The 20,573-nt window shown below is 61.9% G+C and carries 20 protein-coding genes and 1 pseudogene; 15 read left to right on the top strand and 6 right to left on the bottom strand.

The genetic code is table 11. The annotated features are described in order from the left end of the window. Positions 1–523, bottom strand: a pseudogene (locus QLG12_RS23620) (signal recognition particle-docking protein FtsY); the annotation flags it as partial. A gap of 344 nt (positions 524–867) precedes the next feature. On the opposite strand from QLG12_RS23620, the gene QLG12_RS23615 reads away from it, so the two are divergent. The 5 genes from QLG12_RS23615 (at position 868) to QLG12_RS23595 (ending at position 6,207) form a co-directional block, all read left to right on the top strand. Next, entirely contained in the window at positions 868–2,223 is a 1,356-nt protein-coding gene (locus QLG12_RS23615) for a pitrilysin family protein (protein ID WP_282475308.1), read from the top strand. Next, a complete protein-coding gene (locus QLG12_RS23610) occupies positions 2,216–3,703 on the top strand; it encodes a pitrilysin family protein (RefSeq protein ID WP_282475307.1) in 1,488 nt (495 codons plus the stop codon). Before QLG12_RS23615 ends, QLG12_RS23610 begins: the two co-directional genes overlap by 8 nt. Then, positions 3,703–4,311 (top strand): 16S rRNA (guanine(966)-N(2))-methyltransferase RsmD, encoded by a 609-nt coding sequence (gene rsmD, locus QLG12_RS23605; protein WP_197867196.1) that lies wholly within the window; start codon positions 3,703–3,705, stop codon positions 4,309–4,311. The genes QLG12_RS23610 and rsmD overlap by 1 nt, the downstream gene beginning before the upstream one ends. Positions 4,312–4,374: 63 nt before the next feature. Beyond that, positions 4,375–5,373: a hydrolase gene (locus tag QLG12_RS23600; RefSeq protein WP_197867195.1), complete on the top strand. Its 999-nt coding sequence runs from the start codon at positions 4,375–4,377 to the stop codon at positions 5,371–5,373. A 3-nt stretch (positions 5,374–5,376) separates the two neighbouring features. Continuing rightward, positions 5,377–6,207: an AraC family transcriptional regulator gene (locus QLG12_RS23595; protein WP_197867194.1), complete on the top strand. Its 831-nt coding sequence runs from the start codon at positions 5,377–5,379 to the stop codon at positions 6,205–6,207. Between the two features lie 4 nt (positions 6,208–6,211). On the opposite strand, the gene QLG12_RS23590 is transcribed toward QLG12_RS23595, so the two are convergent. Together QLG12_RS23590 and QLG12_RS23585 are read right to left on the bottom strand one after the other, a co-directional pair. Then, the gene (locus tag QLG12_RS23590) at positions 6,212–7,066 is read right to left on the bottom strand and encodes a sulfurtransferase (protein WP_236192211.1); all 855 of its coding nucleotides are present in this window, start codon (positions 7,064–7,066) and stop codon (positions 6,212–6,214) included. Positions 7,067–7,094: 28 nt separating this feature from the next. Further along, positions 7,095–7,766 carry a TetR/AcrR family transcriptional regulator gene (locus QLG12_RS23585; RefSeq protein WP_011336393.1) on the bottom strand — a complete coding sequence of 224 codons (672 nt, stop codon included), beginning with the start codon at positions 7,764–7,766 and terminating at the stop codon, positions 7,095–7,097. Between the two features lie 146 nt (positions 7,767–7,912). On the opposite strand from QLG12_RS23585, the gene QLG12_RS23580 reads away from it, so the two are divergent. From QLG12_RS23580 to QLG12_RS23560, 5 genes are all read left to right on the top strand, one after another. Continuing rightward, the gene (locus QLG12_RS23580; protein ID WP_197867192.1) at positions 7,913–9,343 is read left to right on the top strand and encodes a coniferyl aldehyde dehydrogenase; all 1,431 of its coding nucleotides are present in this window, start codon (positions 7,913–7,915) and stop codon (positions 9,341–9,343) included. Positions 9,344–9,367: 24 nt separating this feature from the next. Next, positions 9,368–9,913 carry a twin-arginine translocation pathway signal protein gene (locus tag QLG12_RS23575; protein WP_197867191.1) on the top strand — a complete coding sequence of 182 codons (546 nt, stop codon included), beginning with the start codon at positions 9,368–9,370 and terminating at the stop codon, positions 9,911–9,913. A gap of 42 nt (positions 9,914–9,955) precedes the next feature. Continuing rightward, a complete protein-coding gene (locus QLG12_RS23570) occupies positions 9,956–11,551 on the top strand; it encodes a GMC family oxidoreductase (protein ID WP_197867190.1) in 1,596 nt (531 codons plus the stop codon). Between the two features lie 115 nt (positions 11,552–11,666). Then, complete coding sequence (gene coaD / locus QLG12_RS23565) at positions 11,667–12,146, top strand: pantetheine-phosphate adenylyltransferase (protein ID WP_003229157.1); 480 nt, start codon at positions 11,667–11,669, stop codon at positions 12,144–12,146. A 102-nt stretch (positions 12,147–12,248) separates the two neighbouring features. After that, positions 12,249–12,500, top strand: coding sequence for a YfhL family 4Fe-4S dicluster ferredoxin (locus QLG12_RS23560; RefSeq protein WP_003195146.1), 252 nt, complete (start codon positions 12,249–12,251; stop codon positions 12,498–12,500). Between the two features lie 38 nt (positions 12,501–12,538). Here QLG12_RS23560 and QLG12_RS23555 read toward each other — a convergent pair whose 3' ends face one another. The 3 genes from QLG12_RS23555 to QLG12_RS23545 all read right to left on the bottom strand — a co-directional run bounded on the left by QLG12_RS23555 (position 12,539) and on the right by QLG12_RS23545 (position 14,585). Beyond that, a complete protein-coding gene (locus QLG12_RS23555) occupies positions 12,539–12,862 on the bottom strand; it encodes a hypothetical protein (RefSeq protein ID WP_011336397.1) in 324 nt (107 codons plus the stop codon). A gap of 69 nt (positions 12,863–12,931) precedes the next feature. After that, positions 12,932–13,744: a bifunctional DNA-formamidopyrimidine glycosylase/DNA-(apurinic or apyrimidinic site) lyase gene (gene mutM, locus QLG12_RS23550; protein WP_197867189.1), complete on the bottom strand. Its 813-nt coding sequence runs from the start codon at positions 13,742–13,744 to the stop codon at positions 12,932–12,934. Positions 13,745–13,772: 28 nt separating this feature from the next. Further along, positions 13,773–14,585 (bottom strand): HDOD domain-containing protein, encoded by an 813-nt coding sequence (locus QLG12_RS23545; RefSeq protein WP_282475311.1) that lies wholly within the window; start codon positions 14,583–14,585, stop codon positions 13,773–13,775. A 227-nt stretch (positions 14,586–14,812) separates the two neighbouring features. On the opposite strand from QLG12_RS23545, the gene QLG12_RS23540 reads away from it, so the two are divergent. From QLG12_RS23540 to QLG12_RS23520, 5 genes are all read left to right on the top strand, one after another. Beyond that, the gene (locus QLG12_RS23540; protein WP_197867188.1) at positions 14,813–15,352 is read left to right on the top strand and encodes a type 1 glutamine amidotransferase domain-containing protein; all 540 of its coding nucleotides are present in this window, start codon (positions 14,813–14,815) and stop codon (positions 15,350–15,352) included. A 123-nt stretch (positions 15,353–15,475) separates the two neighbouring features. Continuing rightward, the gene (locus tag QLG12_RS23535) at positions 15,476–16,672 is read left to right on the top strand and encodes a class I SAM-dependent rRNA methyltransferase (protein ID WP_064380060.1); all 1,197 of its coding nucleotides are present in this window, start codon (positions 15,476–15,478) and stop codon (positions 16,670–16,672) included. A 446-nt stretch (positions 16,673–17,118) separates the two neighbouring features. Next, the gene (locus tag QLG12_RS23530) at positions 17,119–18,192 is read left to right on the top strand and encodes a SagB family peptide dehydrogenase (RefSeq protein ID WP_282475306.1); all 1,074 of its coding nucleotides are present in this window, start codon (positions 17,119–17,121) and stop codon (positions 18,190–18,192) included. Beyond that, positions 18,189–19,145, top strand: a complete 957-nt coding sequence (locus tag QLG12_RS23525; protein ID WP_282475305.1) for a diiron oxygenase — start codon at positions 18,189–18,191, stop codon at positions 19,143–19,145. Before QLG12_RS23530 ends, QLG12_RS23525 begins: the two co-directional genes overlap by 4 nt. Next, positions 19,138–20,355 carry a multidrug effflux MFS transporter gene (locus QLG12_RS23520; protein ID WP_197867185.1) on the top strand — a complete coding sequence of 406 codons (1,218 nt, stop codon included), beginning with the start codon at positions 19,138–19,140 and terminating at the stop codon, positions 20,353–20,355. Before QLG12_RS23525 ends, QLG12_RS23520 begins: the two co-directional genes overlap by 8 nt. Positions 20,356–20,573 lie beyond the last annotated feature (218 nt).

Genomic DNA, 20,573 nt, shown 5'->3' with positions numbered 1-20,573 from the left:
GTGCAGGTGCAGGTGCAGGTGCAGGTGCAGGTGCAGGTGCAGGTGCAGGTGCAGGTGCAGGCTCGGGCGCTTCAAAAATCGGCGCAACCGGGGCAGCAACCACAGGTTCTGGAATGACAGGAGCAGCTTCCACCACCGGCGCCGGAACAGGCTCTGGCGTGAACGCCACCGGCGCAGGAATCGGCGGCGTAACGTGCGGCGCAGCCTCTTCAACCAGCGCCACCGGCTCTTCCGCCACTGGCAAGGTCAGCCACGGCTCGCTGGCCGGGGTCAGCGGCAATTCGGCGGCGGCCGGCGTTTCAGCCTCGGCCTCGGCCACCGGTTGCAGCACCGGCTCGGCGATCGGCAGCACAACCGGTGCCGGCGCTTCTTCTATTACGGGAGCGGGCGCAGGGGCTGGCTCAGGAATGGCTGTCGGCTGTTCGACGACGGGTTCCTGCGGTTTCTTGCGCAGCCATCCGAACAGGCTTTTCTTCTCGCCAGCCGCAGCTGGGGTCTTCTTGTCGTCGTTGGAACCAAACATGGAGGACGGCTATCTCACGGTAGCGACGCGCCACAGGGGCGCCCCGGCAAATAAATATTCGATGCAGAACAGACTGTGTTTCACCCAGCTTGTTCACGCGCAACATTTTGTCGAGGCGCCAACGGCACCTCAAAGGAATCGTCTTAATGAAGGACTAGCCGGCAAAATCGGCGAAAGAGCGAAGTTTAGCTGATAAACCAAGGCCTTCTGCCGCAACCCCATACAACCTGATCAGGTTTCAAAACCGGATAGGCGTGGTCGCCGGTAAAACGGATCAGTATCCTAGCACCTCCTCGCCCGCCTAGGCTAAGACCAAGCGGGCAGCCCAACAGGTTTAAAAACGAATGAATGCTCTAGCCCGCCGCGCCGCAGGCCTGCTGCTCAGCACAGTCTGCCTGCCCCTTTCGGCCCTGGCGGCCGACCCGCAACCGACCCACGAATTCACCCTCGACAACGGCCTGAAGGTCGTCGTGCGCGAAGACCATCGCGCGCCGGTGGTGGTGTCGCAGGTCTGGTACAAGGTTGGTTCCAGCTACGAAACCCCGGGCCAGACCGGTCTGTCCCACGCTCTCGAGCACATGATGTTCAAGGGCAGCGAAAAAGTCGGCCCCGGCGAAGCCTCGCTGATCCTGCGTGACCTCGGCGCCGAAGAGAACGCGTTCACCAGCGACGACTTCACCGCTTATTACCAGGTGCTGGCCCGCGACCGTCTGGGCGTGGCCTTCGAACTGGAAGCCGACCGCATGGCCAACCTGCGCCTGCCGGCCGACGAGTTCGCCAAGGAAATCGAAGTCATCAAGGAAGAGCGCCGCCTGCGCACCGACGACAAGCCGATGTCCAAGGCCTACGAGCGCTACAAGGCCATGGCCTACCCGGCCAGTGGTTATCACACGCCGACCATCGGCTGGATGGCTGACCTGGAGCGGATGAAGGTCGAAGAGCTGCGTCACTGGTATCAGTCCTGGTACGTGCCGAACAACGCCACGCTGGTGGTGGTCGGCGACGTGACCCCGGACGAGGTGAAGACCCTCGCCCAGCGCTACTTCGGGCCGATCGCGAAACGCGACGTGCCGCCGGCGAAAAAGCCGCTGGAACTGGCCGAACCGGGTGAACGCCAGATCACCCTGCACGTGCAGACTCAACTGCCGAGCCTGATGCTCGGCTTCAACGTCCCGAGCATTGCCACCGCCGAAGACAAACGTTCGGTCAACGCCTTGCGCCTGATTTCGGCCCTGCTGGACGGCGGCTACAGCGGCCGCATCCCAACCCAACTGGAGCGCGGTGAAGAGTTGGTGTCCGGCGGTTCGTCGAGCTATGACGCTTACACCCGCGGTGACAGCCTGTTCACCCTGTCGGCCACACCGAACACCCAGAAGAAAAAGACCATGGCCCAGGCGGAAGCCGGCCTGTGGAAACTGCTGGAGCAGCTGAAAACCAGCGCACCGTCCGCCGAAGAGCTGGAGCGCGTGCGTGCGCAGGTCATCGCCGGCCTGGTCTTCGAGCGCGATTCGATCACCAGTCAGGCCACCGCCATCGGCCAACTGGAGACCGTCGGCCTGTCGTGGAAGCTGATGGACACCGAGCTGGCCGATCTGGAAAGCGTCACCCCGCAAGACATCCAGAACGCCGCCAAGCTGTATTTCACCCGCGAACGTCTCAGCGTCGCCCACGTCCTGCCCCTGGAGACGACTCATGAGTGAGCGCAAAACCCCACGCCTGCTGCTCGGCCTGATCGCCGTGGCCATCATCGGCTCCGCTGCGTTCTATCTGGTGCCGAGCGACAACACCAAGGCCAGCGAAGCGCTGGAAAACGCCAAGTCCAGCCAGAAGCTGCAATCGCTGGCCGAACTCGACGGCAAGGCCCCGGCCAGCCGCAAGCTCGACGTGCAGACCTGGAACACCGCCGAAGGCGCCAAGGTGCTGTTCGTCGAAGCCCGCGAACTGCCGATGTTCGACATGCGCCTGATCTTTTCCGCCGGCAGCAGCCAGGACGGCAACGCGCCGGGTCTGGCCCTGCTGACCAACGCCATGCTCAACGAAGGTGTGGCGGGCAAGGATGTCGGCGCCATCGCTCAAGGCTTCGAAGGCCTGGGCGCGGATTTCGGCAACGGCGCCTATAAAGACATGGCCATCGCGTCGCTGCGCAGCCTCAGTGCTGCTGACAAACGCGAGCCGGCGCTGAAACTGTTCTCGGAAGTGGTGGGCAAACCGACCTTCCCGGCCGATTCCTTCGCGCGCATCAAGAACCAGATGCTCGCCGGTTTCGAATACCAGAAACAGAACCCCGGCAAACTCGCCAGCCTGGAGCTGATGAAGCGTCTGTACGGCGATCACCCGTACGCCCATTCCAGCGACGGCAACGCGCAGAGCGTGCCGAAGATCACGCTGGCGCAACTGCGCGAGTTCCATGCCAAGGCCTATGCAGCCGGCAACGTGGTGATTGCGCTGGTGGGCGATCTGTCCCGCAGCGAAGCCGAGGCGATTGCCAATCAGGTGTCCGCTGCGCTGCCAAAAGGCCCGGCGCTGGCGAAAGTCGAGCAACCGACCGAACCGAAAGCCGGCATCGGCCACATCGAGTTTCCGTCGAAGCAGACCAACCTGATGATCGCGCAACTGGGCATCGACCGTGATGACCCGGACTACGCCGCGCTGTCGATGGGCAACCAGATCCTCGGCGGTGGCGGTTTCGGCACCCGGCTGATGAGCGAAGTGCGCGAGAAGCGCGGCCTGACCTACGGCGTGTATTCGGCCTTCAGCCCGATGCAGGCTCGTGGCCCGTTCATGATCAACCTGCAGACCCGCGCGGAAATGAGCGAAGGCACCCTGAAACTGGTGCAGGACGTGCTCGCCGACTATCTCAAGACCGGCCCGACCCAGAAAGAACTGGACGACGCCAAGCGCGAACTGGCCGGCAGCTTCCCGCTGTCCACGGCGAGCAATGCCGATATCGTCGGCCAGCTCGGCGCCATGGGTTTCTACAACCTGCCGCTGAGCTATCTGGACGACTTCATGCGTCAGTCCCAAAGCCTGACGATCGAGCAGGTTCGCGACGTTCTGAACAAACACTTGAGCACGGATAAACTGGTCATCGTCAGCGCTGGCCCGACCGTGCCGCAAAAGCCGTTACCGGCCCCATCTGATAAACCTGCCGAGCAGCCGCTCGGGGTTCCGGAGCATTAATGGCCAGTCCAAAGAAACCTGTACAAAAACTGCACAACGGGGTGAACCAGTTGCGCATCATCGGCGGCGAATGGCGCAGCCGAAAGCTGAGCTTTCCTGATGCGCCGGGCCTGCGCCCGACGCCGGACCGGGTGCGTGAAACCCTGTTCAACTGGCTTGCGCCGTACGTTGCCGGAGCCAAGGTACTCGACCCGTTCGCCGGCAGCGGCGCGCTGTTTCTCGAAGCGCTGTCCCGTGGCGCGGCCACGGGCCAGGCGCTGGATGCCAGCCACGTCGCGGTCTCCAGCCTGAAAGAACACCTCGGCACCCTGCGCTGCACCAACGGCCAGGTGCAGACCGCCGACGCGCTGCGCTACCTGGAAACCCAGACCGCGACCGCGTTCGACTTGGTATTCCTCGACCCGCCGTTCAACCAGAACCTGCTGCCAGCGGTGTGCACGCTGCTGGAAGAGCGCCAATGGCTGGCCGATGATTCGTGGATCTACACTGAAAGCGAAACCGCGCCATCGACCCTCGGCCTGCCGGGTAACTGGCGCCTGCACCGCGAACAGAAATCCGGGCGGGTGTACTACGCGTTGTGGCAACGTATGGCAGTGATCGCCGGTTAACCGACCGGCCTGAAAAAGCGGCGAGTCTCAGCCGAGGCTCGCTGCGCTGCATCGAGAGCAATCGTGCCCCCTTCGTCAAAAACGTTCATCCCCGCCTTCGGCCTCGGCAATCCGCACCTGCAAACCTTGTGGGGGCCGCTGTGGCGTAAAACCGTGCACCTTGATCGCCAACGCGAACGGCTGTGGCTGGACGACGGCGATTTCCTGGATCTGGACTGGTATGGCCCGCACAGCGCCGAGGCGCCATTGGTGCTGGTGTTGCACGGCCTGACCGGTTCTTCCAATTCGCCTTACGTGGCCGGAATCCAGGCCGCGCTCGCCGCGCAAGGCTGGGCCAGTGTCGCGCTGAACTGGCGCGGCTGCTCCGGCGAGCCGAACCTGTTGCCGCGCAGCTACCATTCCGGCGCCAGCGAAGACCTCGCCGAAACCCTCCGCCACCTGAAGGCCAAGCGGCCACTGGCGCCGTTGTATGCGGTCGGCTACTCCCTCGGCGGCAACGTGCTGCTCAAGCATCTGGGAGAAACCGGCAGCGCCAGCGGCGTGCTCGGTGCGGTGGCGGTGTCGGTGCCGTTTCGCCTCGATCAATGCGCCGACCGTATCGGCCAGGGTTTCTCGAAGGTCTATCAGGCGCACTTCATGCGCGAGATGGTCGCCTACATCAAGAACAAGCAGCGCCAGTTCCAGCACGACGGCCGCGAGGACGGTCTCGCCGCACTGGCGGCCCTCGGCTCGCTGGAAAACATGCGCACTTTCTGGGATTTCGATGGCCGGGTAACCGCACCGCTGCACGGTTTCGCCGATGCCGAGGATTACTATCGCCGCGCGTCGAGCCGCTACTTTCTCGGCGAGATCCGCACGCCGACCCTGATCATTCAGGCAGCGGACGATCCGTTCGTGTTCCCCCACAGCCTGCCGCAGGCCAGTGAGCTGTCGGCCACGACCCAGTTCGAATTGCAAAACAAGGGCGGACACGTCGGCTTCGTCGACGGCACGCTCCGCCAGCCGGGTTACTACCTGGAACGACGGATTCCGCAGTGGCTGGCCGACGCGGGGCGCGAGTGAGTCATGAACGATCAGGGCGAGTCGATCCGTTTCTGGCAAGCCGCACCGCTGGCCGGTGTTGAACTGTTGTCGGCACGCTACATCGAGCAGCGCTTCGCCCCGCACGTCCACGACGGCTACGTGATCGGCATGATCATGGCCGGGGCCCAGCGTTATCGCTATCGCGGCGCCGAACATCTGGCAGGCAGCGGCACGCTGGTATTGATCAATCCGGACGAATTGCATACCGGCCACAAGGGCACCGAGGACGGCTGGCTATATCGGGCGTTTTACCCCGACACCGGACAGATCGTCGGGCTGCTGAATGAACTGGAACTGCCGACCGCACCGATGCCGGCCTTCGGCGCGACGCTGTATCGCGATCCGGATCTGGTCAACGGTTTCTGTCAGTTGCATCGCTTGCTGGAAAGCCCCGCCACCGCGTTGCAACAGCAAACGGTGTGGCGGGAAATGATGATGCTGCTGTTGCAACGTCACGCGGCGGTGCAGATCAATGGCAAGCCCGGCAAAGAGCACCGCGCAGTGGCGATGGCCAAGGAGTTGCTGCACGCGCAGCTGGCGGCGCCGCCCTCGCTGGAAGAACTGGCGGCGGCCGTGAACCTGTCGCCCTTCCACTTCGCCCGGGTGTTCCGCCGCGCCACCGGCATGCCGCCGCACAGCTGGCTGATGCAGCAGCGGATCGCCCGCGCACGGGGCTTGTTACAGAGCGGCTGCCTGCCGGTGGAAGTCGCCACGCAACTGGGATTTGCCGACCAGAGCCATCTGAGCCGGCAGTTCAAACAGGTTTATGGCGTAGGCCCGGCGGCCTATCGCAGCGCGCGGCTGGATCGCTGATCGCTTATTCGCCCGTAGCGATACCGCGCGCCGGATCGTTGATCCACTCGCTCCACGATCCGGCATACAGCGAACCCAACGGATAACCCGCCAGGCAGAGGGCGAAAAGGTTGTGACACGCCGTCACCCCGGAACCGCAGTAAGCCACCAGATCGCTCGGCGAACGCTCGCCCAGTTTCGCGGCGAAACGCTGCTTGAGCTGATCGGCCGGCAGGAAACGCCCGTCGCTGCCCAGGTTGTCGGTAAACGCCGCGCATTGCGCGCCGGGAATGTGCCCGGCGATCGGGTCGATCGGCTCCACTTCGCCCTTGAAGCGCGGCAAGGCGCGGGCATCGAGCAGGGTCAGGGCCGGCTGACCGAGGCGCTGCTGCAATTGCTCGGCGCTGAGCAGCAGGCTCATGTCCGGCTGGCCGCTGAAGCTGCCCCGGCCCGCTGACGGTGGATCAAGACTCAACGGCAATCCCGCCGCATGCCAGGCCTTGAGCCCGCCATCGAGAATGAACACACCGTCGCGCTTGCCCAGCCACGCCAGCAACCACCAGGCCCGCGCCGCATAGGCGCCCGGGCCGTCGTCATACAAAACCACGTCACTGTCATTGTTGATGCCGAATGCTTGCAGGCGTTCGATCAGCGCCGCCGGTTCCGGCAGCGGATGGCGACCGGTCACGCCCTTGGTCACCGGGCCGCTGAGGTCGCGCTCAAGATCGGCGAAATGTGCCCCGGCAATGTGCCCCTCGGCGTAGCTGCGCTGGCCGTAATCCGGGTCTTCGAGGGCAAAACGGCAGTCGAGAATCACCAGCCCCGGTTGCGCCTTGCGGGCATCCAGTGCGGTCGGGCTGATCAGTTGCGCAATCGGCATAGCGAACGACTCCAGTGAGGAAATGGAATTACGGTCTTTCTTCGAGGGCCTGGGCCAGCGGCACGTAGAACTCTTCGAACAAGGCGTTGACCTCATCGCGGGCCTGCTCGGTGACAAACCCCGCTTCCAGCACCAGCACCTGATACACGCCACGCTTGATGGCCTGTTCACTGAGGTAGTTGGAGTTCTCCCGGGTCGTGCACAGGAAGCGCACCCACGAGGTGAGGATGATCCACGCGTTGAGGGTCAGGGATTCGATCTGCACTCGGTCCATCTTCAGGATCCCGGCAGCGACAAAGCCTTCGTAGATCGCTGCGCCCTGGATTACGCAGCGCTGGGAGAAGCGGCGATAACGCGCGGCCAGATCCGGATCGCTGTCGAGCAAGTGTTCGAGATCGCGGTGCAGAAAGCGGTAGCGCCACATCGCCGACAGCAGCTCCTTGAGATAGAAGCGCTTGTCTTCGACCGTCGCGGCACGCCCCTGGGGCGGACGCAGGAAGCTGTCCACCAGGCTTTCGTACTCACTAAACAGCACGGCGATGATCGCCTGCTTGTTGGGGAAGTGGTAGTACAGATTGCCCGGAGAAATCTCCATGTGGGCGGCGATGTGATTGGTGCTGATGCTGCGCTCGCCCTGCTGATTGAACAGCTCGAGGCTGTTCTGCACGATGCGCTCGCTGGTTTTGATCCGTGGGGCCATGGCTTGAGCTTTAATTCAGAGTGCGTTGGGGGGCATCTTACGACCTAACCGGAACGGGATAAAACCAGGATGCGCAAGGAAGCCATTTGACTTTCTAGAGCATTGACTCTAAAAAGCTCGTCATAACAATACCTACGGAGCTGACAATGACTGCCGATATTGCCTACCTGCAAACGCTGCAACAGCCGCTGGAAGAGCTCAACCGGCTGTTCAACGCGCAGCGCGCCGCCTACGCCGCCAACCCGATGCCGCCTGCAACCCAGCGCCAGCAATGGCTCAAGGCCCTGCGCGATTTGCTGAGCAGCGAACGGCAGGCCCTGATCGACGCCATCAGCTCCGACTTCAGCCACCGCAGCGCCGATGAAACCCTGCTCGCCGAACTGATGCCGAGCCTGCACGGCATTCACTACGCCAGCCAGCACATCAGCCAGTGGATGAAACCTTCGCGGCGCAAAGTCGGCGTCGCTTTCCAACCGGCATCGGCGAAAGTCGTGTACCAGCCGCTGGGCGTGGTCGGCGTCATCGTGCCGTGGAACTACCCGCTGTTCCTTGCAATCGGCCCGTTGACCGGCGCCCTCGCGGCCGGCAACCGGGTGATGCTGAAACTCAGCGAATCGACCCCGGCCACCGGCCTGTTGCTCAAGGAACTGCTGGCGCGGATCTTCCCCGAAGATCTGGTGTGCGTGGTGCTCGGCGAGGCTGATGTCGGCGTGGCGTTTTCGAAAATGCGTTTCGACCACTTGCTGTTCACCGGTTCCACCAGCGTCGGCAAGCATGTGATGCGGGCAGCGGCAGAGAACCTTACGCCGGTGACCCTGGAGCTGGGCGGCAAATCCCCGGCCATCGTCTCCCACGACGTACCGCTCAAGGACGCCGCCGAACGCATCGCCTTCGGCAAGACCCTCAACGCCGGGCAGACCTGCGTTGCCCCTGACTATGTGCTGGTGCCGGAAGATCGCGTCGGCGGTTTCGTCGAAGCCTATCGCCAGGCCGTGCGCGGGTTTTATCCGACGCTTGCCGACAACCCGGACTACACCGCCATCATCAACGAGCGCCAACTGGCGCGACTGAACAGCTACCTCAGCGACGCCACCAGCAAGGGCGCGCTGCTGATTCCGCTGTTCGACCAGGGCCAGGGCCGCCGCATGCCCCACAGCCTGCTGCTGAATGTCAGCGACGAGATGACGGTGATGCAGGACGAAATCTTCGGCCCGCTGCTGCCGATCGTGCCGTATCAGGATCTGGATCAGGCATTTGCTTACATCAATCAGCGGCCACGTCCTCTGGCTCTTTACTACTTCGGCTACGACAAGCGCGAACAGCAGCGCGTACTCAGCGAAACCCATTCCGGTGGCGTCTGCCTCAACGACACGCTGCTGCACGTGGCGCAGGACGACATGCCGTTCGGCGGCATCGGCCCGTCAGGCATGGGCCATTACCACGGGCACGAAGGTTTCCTGACGTTCAGCAAGGCCAAGGGCGTGCTGGTCAAACAGCGCTTCAACGCGGCGAAGCTGATCTACCCGCCCTACGGCAAATCCATTCAGAAACTGATCCAGAAACTGTTCATTCGCTAACGTCACCGCCGGGTAATAACAACAATGCACCCAAGCCTGACCGAAACACCTGCCCTGTCGCGCCGGGGCCTGCTGAAATTCAGCCTCGGCGCCACGGCTTTCCTCGCCACCGCCGGCCTTGGTGCCAGCCTCAGCGGCTGTTCTTCGAGCGTTTCAGCCAACGGGTTCGCCACGTTGCGCAGCGGCGATCTGCTGTTTCTGCGCGCACTGATTCCAGTGATGCTCGATGGCGCCGTTGCGGTGGAAAAGCTGCCCGCCGCTGTCGATGGCACCCTGAAGTCGCTGGATTACAGCCTCGATCACCTGTCGCCGGAAATGCTCAAGCTCACCCGGCAACTGTTCGATGTGCTGGGCATGGCGGTGACGCGCGGACCATTGACCGGGATCTGGGGCAGTTGGGAAAACGCCAGCCCCGAAGCGATCCGCCACTTCCTCGAACGTTGGGAAAACAGCTCGCTGAACCTGCTGCGCATGGGCCACAGCTCATTGCTGCAAATGGTGATGATGGCCTGGTACACCCGCGCCGGATCCTGGGCCCATTGCGGTTACCCCGGCCCGCCCGCCGTTTGAGCCTGGCGACCCACGCAAAACAATAATAAGAGAACCTGATCGATGCCCGTACCCGACCCGTTTCGCGAAGGCCTTGCCCGTGGCTGGAAAACCTACAACGGCGCGCAACTCACCGAGGACCTGACCCTGGAAGCCGACGTCGCCATCATCGGCAGCGGTGCCGGCGGCGGCACCACGGCGGAAATCCTCAGCGCCGCCGGCTATAAAGTGCTGCTGATCGAAGAAGGCCCGCTCAAGACCAGCAGCGATTTCAAACTGCTGGAAGACCAGGCCTACAGCAGCCTTTATCAGGAAGGCATCGGCCGCATGAGCAAGGACGGCGCGATCACCATCCTTCAGGGCCGCGCGGTCGGCGGCACCACGCTGATCAACTGGACATCGAGTTTTCGCACCCCCGAGCCGACCCTCGAACACTGGGCCAAAGAACACAACGTCAAAGGCCACAGCTCCGCCGACATGGCGCCGTGGTTCGAGAAAATGGAGCAGCGTCTCGGCGTCGCCCCGTGGATGGTGCCGCCCAACGCCAACAACGACGTGATCCGCAAAGGCTGCGAACAGCTCGGCTACAGCTGGCACGTGATCCCGCGCAACGTGCGCGGCTGCTGGAACCTCGGCTACTGCGGTATGGGCTGCCCGACCAACGCCAAGCAATCGATGATGGTCACGACCATTCCGGCGACTTTGGAAAAGGGTGGCGAGCTGCTTTATCTGGCCCGCGCCGAAAAGCTGTTGATCAGCGGCGACAAGGTCACCGGCCTGCAATGCGTGGCGCTGGACGAACGTTGCGTCGAGCCGACTGGACGCACGATCACCGTCAAGGCGCGGCATTACGTGCTGGCCGGCGGCGGGATCAACAGCCCGGCGCTGCTGATGCGTTCGGATGCACCGGATCCGCACAAACGCCTGGGCAAGCGCACCTTCCTGCATCTGGTGAACATGTCCGCCGGGCGTTTCGACGAGGTCATCAACCCGTTCTACGGCGCGCCGCAGTCGATTTACTCGGACCATTTCCAGTGGAAGGACGGCACCACCGGCCCGATGGCCTACAAACTCGAAGTACCGCCGCTGCACCCGGCGCTGGCCGCTACGTTGCTCGGCGGGTTCGGCCAGGAAAGCGCGCAACACATGGCGGACCTGCCGCACACCCACGCGATGCTGGCCCTGCTGCGCGACGGTTTTCACCCGGACAGTCAGGGCGGCAGTGTCGAGCTGCGCGGTGACGGCTCGCCGGTGCTCGACTATCAGGTGTCGCCTTACACCTGGGAGGGCTTGCGCCGTTCATTCCACAGCATGGCCGAGATCCAGTTCGCCGGTGGCGCCAAAGCGGTGATGCCGATGCACGCCGATGCGCGCTACGTGAACAGCCTGGCCGAGGCCCGCTCATTGATCGACAGCCTGAGTCTGGAGTTGTATCGCACGCGTCTGGGCAGCGCCCACGTCATGGGCGGTTGCGCCATGGGCGAGGACCCGAAAACCGCCGTCACCGACAGCCTCGGCCGCCATCATCAACTGCGCAATCTGTCGATCCATGACGGCTCGCTGTTCCCCACCAGCATCGGCGCCAACCCGCAGTTGTCGGTGTATGGTCTGACGGCGCAACTGGCGACATCCCTCGGCGAACGGTTGAGAAACCCTTGAAAAAGACGAAATTTCCGATCGTCTATAGTGCTTTCTTACCCAACAGGCGACTTTCCCCACCGGGACGGCTGCGATACCATCCGACTCCCCAACGGATTCCCGCCAGGACGACGCGATGAACCGAGTGTTGTACCCAGGTACCTTCGACCCTATTACCAAGGGCCATGGCGATCTGGTCGAACGCGCCTCGCGCCTGTTCGACCATGTGATCATCGCCGTCGCCGCCAGCCCCAAGAAGAATCCGCTGTTCCCGCTGGAACAACGGGTCGAGCTGGCCCGCGAGGTCACCAAACACCTGCCGAACGTGGAAGTGGTCGGCTTTTCGACGCTGCTGGCGCATTTTGCCAAAGAGCAGAACGCCAACGTGTTCCTGCGTGGCCTGCGCGCGGTGTCGGACTTCGAGTACGAATTCCAGCTGGCCAACATGAACCGCCAGTTGGCCCCGGATGTGGAGAGCCTGTTTCTCACCCCGTCCGAGCGTTATTCGTTCATTTCCTCGACCCTGGTGCGGGAAATCGCGGCCCTGGGCGGCGACATCAGCAAGTTCGTCCACCCGGCGGTGGCCGACGCCCTGACCCTGCGCTTCAAGAAGTAACGACCGTTCAAACGGCGCCCGCGTGCACTACGGGCGCCAATGCGGCACAATTGCGCGCATTGATTCATAGCGCCCGGGCTCCCCGCCCCGGCTGGAGTTAGCATGTCCCTGATCATCACCGACGATTGCATCAACTGCGACGTCTGCGAACCCGAGTGCCCGAACGCCGCCATCTCCCAAGGCGAAGAGATCTACGTGATCGACCCGAACCTTTGCACCCAATGCGTCGGCCACTACGACGAGCCGCAGTGCCAGCAGGTCTGTCCGGTGGATTGCATTCCACTGGACGAAGCCCATCCGGAGACTGAAGAACAGTTGATGGAGAAGTACCGCAAGATCACCGGCAAGGCTTGAGCCACTGAATCCGATCGCAGCTCCCGGCTGCGATCGCGTCATTCACGCTGCTCGAATCCCTCTCCGGTGCAACCCAGGCAACGCACGAACGCCGCTTTCGCCGGCGCCACCACCAACGCCTCCCCCGCATCGCCAATCCCGCCACCCAGCGCGGTGAACGGCAACGACACGACGAACGCCCCGGCACCGATCACCGTTGCCACAACCAGCAATGGTCGGGCAATCAGCAGGTCGCCGAGCATGGCGTAGGCCGGTGGATTCTGGATGGCGTAACGAGGATCACCGCTGCCGCCTTCCGTGGCCTGAACGGTCAGGCTCAAGCACAGCAGAAGTGCGACGATGAGGGTTTGCAAGGACTTCATGGCACGATCCTTCGGGCTGAACAGTGAGACAACTCACTATAGACCGTAGGACTTTTTCGGATGCCTTGCTCAGGTTTGGCAGCGCGGACACCAGACGCTCGCGCGCTGGCCGAGCTTCATTTCCCGCAGCCCCGTGCCGCAGACCTTGCAATGCTCGCCACCGCGGCCGTAGACAAACAGTTCCTGCTGGAAATACCCCGGCTGCCCGTCGCCACCAATGAAGTCGCGCAACGTGGTGCCGCCCCGCTCAATGGCCGCCGCGAGGATGCGTTTGATCTCGATCGCCAGCTTCAGATAGCGCGCCCGGGAAATGCCCTTGGCCTCGCGCCGCGGATCGATACCGGCGGCGAACAGCGCCTCGGTCGCGTAGATATTGCCGACCCCCACCACCACCGCGTTATCCATGATGAACGGCTTGACCGCCATCGAGCGCCCGCGTGACAGCTGATACAACCGCTCGCCATCGAACAGATCGGTCAACGGCTCCGGGCCCAGGCGGATCAGCAACTCGTGATTGAGCGGGTCGTTGCTCCAGAGCATCGCCCCGAAGCGCCGTGGATCGGTGTAGCGCAGGGCCAGGCCCGACTCCAGCTCGATATCGACATGCTCATGCTTGGCCGCCGGCATCCCGACCTCAACCAGCCGCAGGTTGCCCGACATGCCCAAGTGGCTGATCAGCGTGCCGACTTCGGCGTTGATCAGCAGATACTTGGCGCGCCGCTCGACCAGCACGATGCGTTGCCCGGACAGGCGCACATCGAGGTCTTCGGGAATCGGCCAGCGTAACCGCCGGTCACGCACGATTACGCGGCTGACCCGTTGGCCTTCCAGGTGCGGAGCAATGCCGCGGCGGGTGGTTTCGACTTCCGGCAGTTCAGGCATCAGTTCCTCGAATCATCAGCTTCTTGAATCAGTGCGCGCCAAGTTCGCGGATCGTCTGCTTCAACGTCTCGAAGTCGTAATCCGAGAGGCCGATGTATTCGAGCACCAGCGGCCCGACGGCCTGCCATTCGAAGTCTTCGGTCTGGTTGCCCAGTACCCGGTAGGACGCGCAGATGTGCTCGGCCATTTTCAGGATCGCCAGCAGGTTTTTCATCTGACTGTTGCGCGAGGTGTCGTCGCTGAAGATCGCCAGGGCATTGTGATGGTTGGCGATGGCCGCGCTGACATGCTCCGGCAAGCGCCAGGACTTTGCGGTGTAATAGCCGACGACCGAGTGGTTGGTGTTGTAGACATCGTTCTCGGTGTCCACGACCCGGCGCTCGGGACTCGCATTGGCATAGGCCGTCTCCAGCGTAGTCATGTAGTCGGGGAAACGCTGAAGCATCAGCGGCACGCCGCAATCATGGAAAAGACCCAGGGCATAAGCCTCGTCGCTCGCCTCGGTGCCAACGCGCTTGGCCAGGGTCAGGCAGGTCATCGCCACGTCCTGGGCGGTGTCCCAGAAACGGTTGAGGGTGACGATGGTGTCGTCGTTCATCTCGCCCTTGATCGACATCGCGTTGATCAGATTGATGATCGAGCGACTGCCCAACAGATTCACCGCGCGCTTGATCGAGGTGATCTTGTTGCTCAGGCCGTAATAGGGCGAATTGACGATTTTCAGCAGCGAGCCGGACAGGCCGGGATCCTGGGAGATCAGCTTGGCGATCGTCTCCAGATCCGGGTCGGGCATGTACTGCTCCATTTGCAGATCCACCATGATCTGCGGCTGCGCGGGCACACTGATGCCCTGCAGGGACTGTTGAATCTGTTCGGTGGTCAGCTCTTGGGACATAAGTACACACTCTGGGACAGGCGGCGATTCTAACCTCTAAAAACCGACGCACGACACACCAGTGGGCAATTCGCAGGAACTTTCACTTTCCACCAGCCTTCGGAATCTGTAGTGCCCGGAACAGATTCACGTCTGTCTCGGGCAGTAATCCCAACAGACTCAGGAGCTTAACGATGGCGACTTCTCTCAGCGGCAAGCGCGTCGCTTTTCTGGTAACCGATGGTTTCGAGCAGGTCGAACTGACCGGCCCCAAACAGGCACTTGAGCAGGCAGGAGCGCAGGTTGACATCCTTTCTGCCGAAGCTGGCAGCGTCAAAGGCTGGAACCACGATAAACCGGCGGACGACTTCAAGGTCGACCAGACCTTCCAGGGCGCAAGCATCGATCAATACGATGCCGTGGTGCTCCCGGGCGGTGTGCAGAACTCTGACACCATCCGCATCGACCAGGACGCCCAGCACCTGGTCAAGACCGGTGCCTCCGCCGGCAAACCGATCGCAGTGATCTGCCATGGCAGCTGGCTGCTGATTTCGGCAGGACTGGTCAATGGCAAGACCATGACCAGCTATAAGACCGTCAAGGACGATCTGGTCAACGCGGGGGCCAACTGGGTCGATCAGGAGGTGATCAAGGATGGCAATCTGATCAGCAGTCGCCAACCGGACGACATTCCGGCGTTCAGCAACGCGCTGATCGACGCGCTGTCGGCATAGGGCTCGGGCCCACAGACGCGGGGCGGGCCTGCTCGTGACGGGGTCTGCCGCGTTTCATCGCACACCAAACCCGGCATAAGGCGCAACACGGTATACTCCCGCTCTTTTTTCCGGAGCGACGTCATGTCCCTGCCTAGCTTGCGCCTCAAAGCCAACGCCGACCGTCGCCTGCGCGCCGGTCACCTGTGGATTTACAGCAACGAAATCGACGTGGCCGCGACCCCGTTGCACGGCTTCAAGGCCGGCGACCAGGCGATCCTCGAAGCCGCCGGCGGCAAGCCGCTGGGCATCGTCGCCATGAGCCCGAACAACCTGATCTGCGCCCGCCTGCTGTCGCGCGACATCAAGCTGCCGCTGGACAAGTCGCTGCTGGTCCATCGGCTCAACGTGGCCCTGTCACTGCGCGAGCGCCTGTTCGACAAGCCGTTCTATCGTCTGGTCTACGGCGATTCCGACCTGCTGCCGGGTCTGGTGGTCGACCGTTTCGGCGACATCCTCGTGGTCCAGCTCGCCTCGGCGACCATGGAAGCCCATAAAGATGACGTGATCGCGGCGCTGACCCAAGTGCTCAAGCCAAGCGGCATCCTGTTCAAGAACGACTCCGCCGCCCGCGATGCCGAAGGTCTTGAGCGCTACACCGAAACCGTATTCGGCGTGGTGCCGGAGTGGGTGGCACTGGAAGAGAACGGTGTGAAATTCGAAGCGCCGGTCATTCAAGGTCAGAAAACCGGCTGGTTCTACGACCACCGCATGAACCGCGCACGCCTGGCCCCTTACGCCAAGGGCAAACGCGTGCTGGACCTGTACAGCTACATCGGTGGCTGGGGTGTGCAGGCGGCCGCATTCGGCGCCAGCGAAGTGTTCTGCGTCGACGCCTCGGGCTTCGCCCTCGACGGTGTTGAGCGCAACGCTGCACTGAATGGTTTCGCCGACAAGATGACCTGCATCGAAGGCGACGTCTTCGAAGCCCTGAAGGAACTCAAGGCCAGCGAAGAGCGCTTCGACGTGATCGTTGCCGACCCGCCTGCGTTCATCAAGCGCAAGAAAGACCTGAAAAACGGTGAAGGCGCCTACCGTCGCCTGAACGAGCAAGCCATGCGCCTGCTCAACAAGGACGGCATCCTGTTCAGCGCTTCGTGCTCGATGCACCTGCCGGAAGACGACTTGCAGAACATCCTGCTGACCAGCGCCCGTCACCTGGACCGCAACATCCAGCTGCTGGAGCGTGGTGGCCAAGGCCCGGATCACCCGGTACACCCGGCCATCCCGGAAACCCGCTACATCAAGAGCATCACCTGCCGCCTGCTGCCCAACAGCTGACAGACGCACGGCGTTGAAGCTATCGAAAGGGGAGCCCACGGGCTCCCCTTCTTTTTGTCTTGAACGTTGTTTTCCTACATATATCGTCCTGCCGATGTGCAGGATATTTCCTTACATGTTTTATTTATTGGAATTTAACTTACACACTCACTTCCAGCCATAGATCACTCCGACAAAATTACTGGACAATTCCTACTTAATATTTGCTTGCGATTAATCCATTACAAACTATTATTGAGTCGTCACCACGGAGGTGACACCCACTAACCACGAAGCAACAATGAACAAGGAGTTCAATCATGAAAGCAATTACTCTGGAATCCCGCACCCTTGCAAACCTGGCTTTTCTGGTCGCACCTAAAGCCCGTTAAGTAAGGTGGGCGCTGGGTATAGCCGGCTACCCAGCGCCTCTGAAAAAGCACTTATCCAGAGCAGCGTGCCCCAACATGCATATAAATCCTTATTTATTCATACTGCCACGAACGCCCGGCCAGATAGTCTGGAATTACAAAGACCATACTCAACATGAACTTGATCTTGAATATGCCTCCCGACTGGCGCAACTTGTCCACAACCCCGACCTATATGACAACAGCAACATAATAGACGCACAGTTATTAAATGCGGGAATACTGACTTCTTCAAAAGTTCCGACACCTGTCTGGGGCTGGGATGAACTGTCCAGGATCTACCATATCGGGACTCGGAATATTCCGTGCGAACACACGCCCCGAAACATTCAGGAATGGTCCAGGCAATACCTCGAACACTGCAACACAGTGCTTGCCACTGCACCTGCGCACGACATCCTTGCGGATACAGGTCCGAACGCACTCATCACCCTGCCCTCAGCGCTCGTATTGAATGACGACAGCCTGTCGAATTCACTGATCCGGCGAAAGACCTGCCGCTCCTTCACCGGCACCGCCGTGTCGCTGGACGATGTCGGCACCTTGCTTTACCTGTCCCTCGGTTACCTGCGAGAACGCGAAGCCGACTGCGACGACAGCATCGCCGAAGGCCTTGGCGCGCGGCGCAGCAGTCCTTCCGGGGGCGGCCTCAATGCCTGCGCCGGGTTCGTATTTGTACAGAACGTCGACGGACTGACGCCTGGGGTTTATGCCTACCACCCCGCCGAACACGCCCTGAGCTTCATCAACCCTTTGCCCGACACCGCACCTGGCAATCTGCTGGGGGGCCAGCACTTCATCAATAACCTGCCATTGGGGCTGTTCATCACCGCCCGCTTCGACCGGCTCTGGTGGAAATACCCGCACTCGCGCGCCTATCGAATGGCGCTCGTCGAAGCCGGGCATCTTTCGCAGACGTTTCAACTGGTGGCTACAGCGCTCGGCATGAACACCTGGCTCACGGGTGCATTTGCCGATGATCAGGTCGAGACGTTGCTGAGGTTCGAAAACAGTGCGGAACAACCCTTGTTCTTCGTCGGTTGCGGGGAAAGCGACGGCCAGGCGATGTGTCAGGAAATGCGCGACCTGCTGCGTGAGGCCCAGCCATGAGCGCGCTCTCCAGGGAGCCGGTCTTTCAATTCTCCCTGAATGACTGGAACACCCGCGCCTCGGTCCGCACCAGCCCGCACGAATACCGGTTGCCGGACAACATCCAGGAACAACTGGAGACCCGGCACTGGTTTCCGCCAACGTTCCTGCCCTATCTGGCCCATCCGGCCATCGAAGCAGCGGGCCGATCGACGCTGCATCGGCTCACGGCCCGGCATCTGGTGCATTTTCTCGACTACACCACGCTGCTCGAACACCGGATCGTCAATCGCGCCGTCGAAACCATTGTCCACGGCGAGCTGCCCGTCGCGGTGCCGGCGCCGATGAAAACCGCCGCGCTCCAGCTCTACACCGACGAGGGCTATCACGCCCTGTTTTCCAGCCAGGTAGCGGAGCAGATCGCCAGCCTCTACGGCATCACCAAACGCCCGGTCATGCCCAGGCGAATCACCCGGATGAACCTGCTGATTGCACGCACAGGCCAGCAGCAACGGCCGCTGGCATGCTTCTTACTGGGTTTCGTCTCGGAAACCATCATTGCCCGTGAACTGCTGGATGTCTGCCGCGACAGTCTGGTGTCCGGAGTCAACGACATGTTGCGCGATCACCTCACCGACGAAGCGCGCCACAGCCGGTATTTCACCGAAGTGTTCCACTATCTCTGGCTGCACCTGGACCCAAGGCAGCGAGAGTTCACCGCGACGACCTTGCTCGACATTCTGGAAATCTTCTTCGAAGTGGATGAGCACTGGATGCTGGAAAGCCTCTGCGGCGCGGACATTGCAAGCACCACGGTAATGGAGATTCTCGGCACGATCACAACGGCCCAGGCCAGTCGCCAGCGGGCACGCACCGGCAGCCTCGCCACAATGAGCGCGCTGAAGAAAGCCGGATTTTTCGCCGAACCTCAAAACCAGACACTTTTTGCCAGGGCAGGACTGATTGATGGATGACGGACAATCTGCGGTGACCCAACGACAGCGGCGCGGAGCTGTCAGCCTTTTGCTGGCGATGGTGCTGCTCGGCGTCTTTCCGCTGGATGTCCTGCTGCCTTCGTTTCCGGCACTGGCTGAGCACTTTCGCAGCACTCCGGCGGATATTGCCCTGTCGATCAGCCTGTTCGCGGTCGGGATTGCCTTCGCCCAGTTGCTGATCGGGCCCCTGTCGGATGTGATCGGACGCAAAGGCCTGCTGCTCGCCGGCATGAGCGTATCAATGCTCGGCGCCCTCGGATGCGTGATGACCTCGGATTATTCGCTGTTTCTGGTTTTTCGGGTGGTGCAGGCGCTGGGTTGCGGCTGTTTTGTGCTGTCACAGGCGCTGGTGCAGGATCTGTTCGAAGGCGAGGAACGTGATCGCCTGCGGATTCTGATGGTCACCGCCACCGGTATCTTCATTTCCGTATCTCCATTGGCCGGAACCTTGCTTCAGGCCGCGCTTGGCTGGCGCGGCAGCTTCTGGGTGTTCTCCGCACTGTCCGCCATCGTGCTACTCAAGGCATGGTGGTTTCTGGACAACAGCCGACCGGCAGCCCGTGGTACATCCACCCATTTTCTGAGGGCTTACCGGCGGGTACTGGTAGATTTCGACTTCGTCGGTTACTGGCTGATTTCAGCCTTCGCCTTCGCCTGCCACTTTTCGTTCATCGTGATTTCGCCGCTGATTTTCATGGACCGCCTGCAACTGTCTGCTTATGACTTCTCGCTGATCCTGCTGATCTACGGCGCTGCGTATGTGATCGGAGGCATCCTCGCCAGCGTACTGAGCAGACGCATCAACGGTAGCCAGCAAATTGTTGTCGGGCTGAGCCTGATCCTGTTCGCCGGCCTGACCATGCTGTACCTGGCATCGAACTTCGCACTGACCCCGACCACGGTGCTGATCCCGATGTTGATCTGCACCGCTGGCACCACCATCGCCCGGCCCGCCGCCACGTCGCGGGCGATGAGCCTGTATCCCGAAAATGCTGGCACGTCTGCATCCGCCGGCAGCACGCTGATCTTCATCTGCGGCGGCTTGATCAGTGCCTTGATCAGCCTGAGCCCTGCCAACCTGCAATCCACGCTGGGCTACAGCTTCGTGATACTCAGCGGAGTGGCACTGGCGTTGAACGCCCGGATCAGCCGTCGCAACGATCTGGTGGGGCAACCGGACAGCGATTAACCCTGCCGGTCGTCATCCCGCACGCTTCGTCAGCACTGGAACAACGTTTTGCGCCATTCCCTCCTGACGCCAGCGGTGTAGAATCGCGAGATTCATCGCCATTCATCCCCGGCGGGTTTATGAGCTCAGGCTGAGACCAGCGGCGATCCCGCAACGTCATCGGCAACATCAGGACACACGGCCATTTCTGAGTGTTCCAGACGTCAATAGAAGCTCAC

It is taken from the genome of Pseudomonas sp. V88_4, assembly GCF_029967985.1.
GTDB lineage: Bacteria > Pseudomonadota > Gammaproteobacteria > Pseudomonadales > Pseudomonadaceae > Aquipseudomonas > Aquipseudomonas glycinae.
Note: the sequence above shows the minus strand (reverse complement) of the source record. Positions and strands in the feature narration are given on the sequence as shown.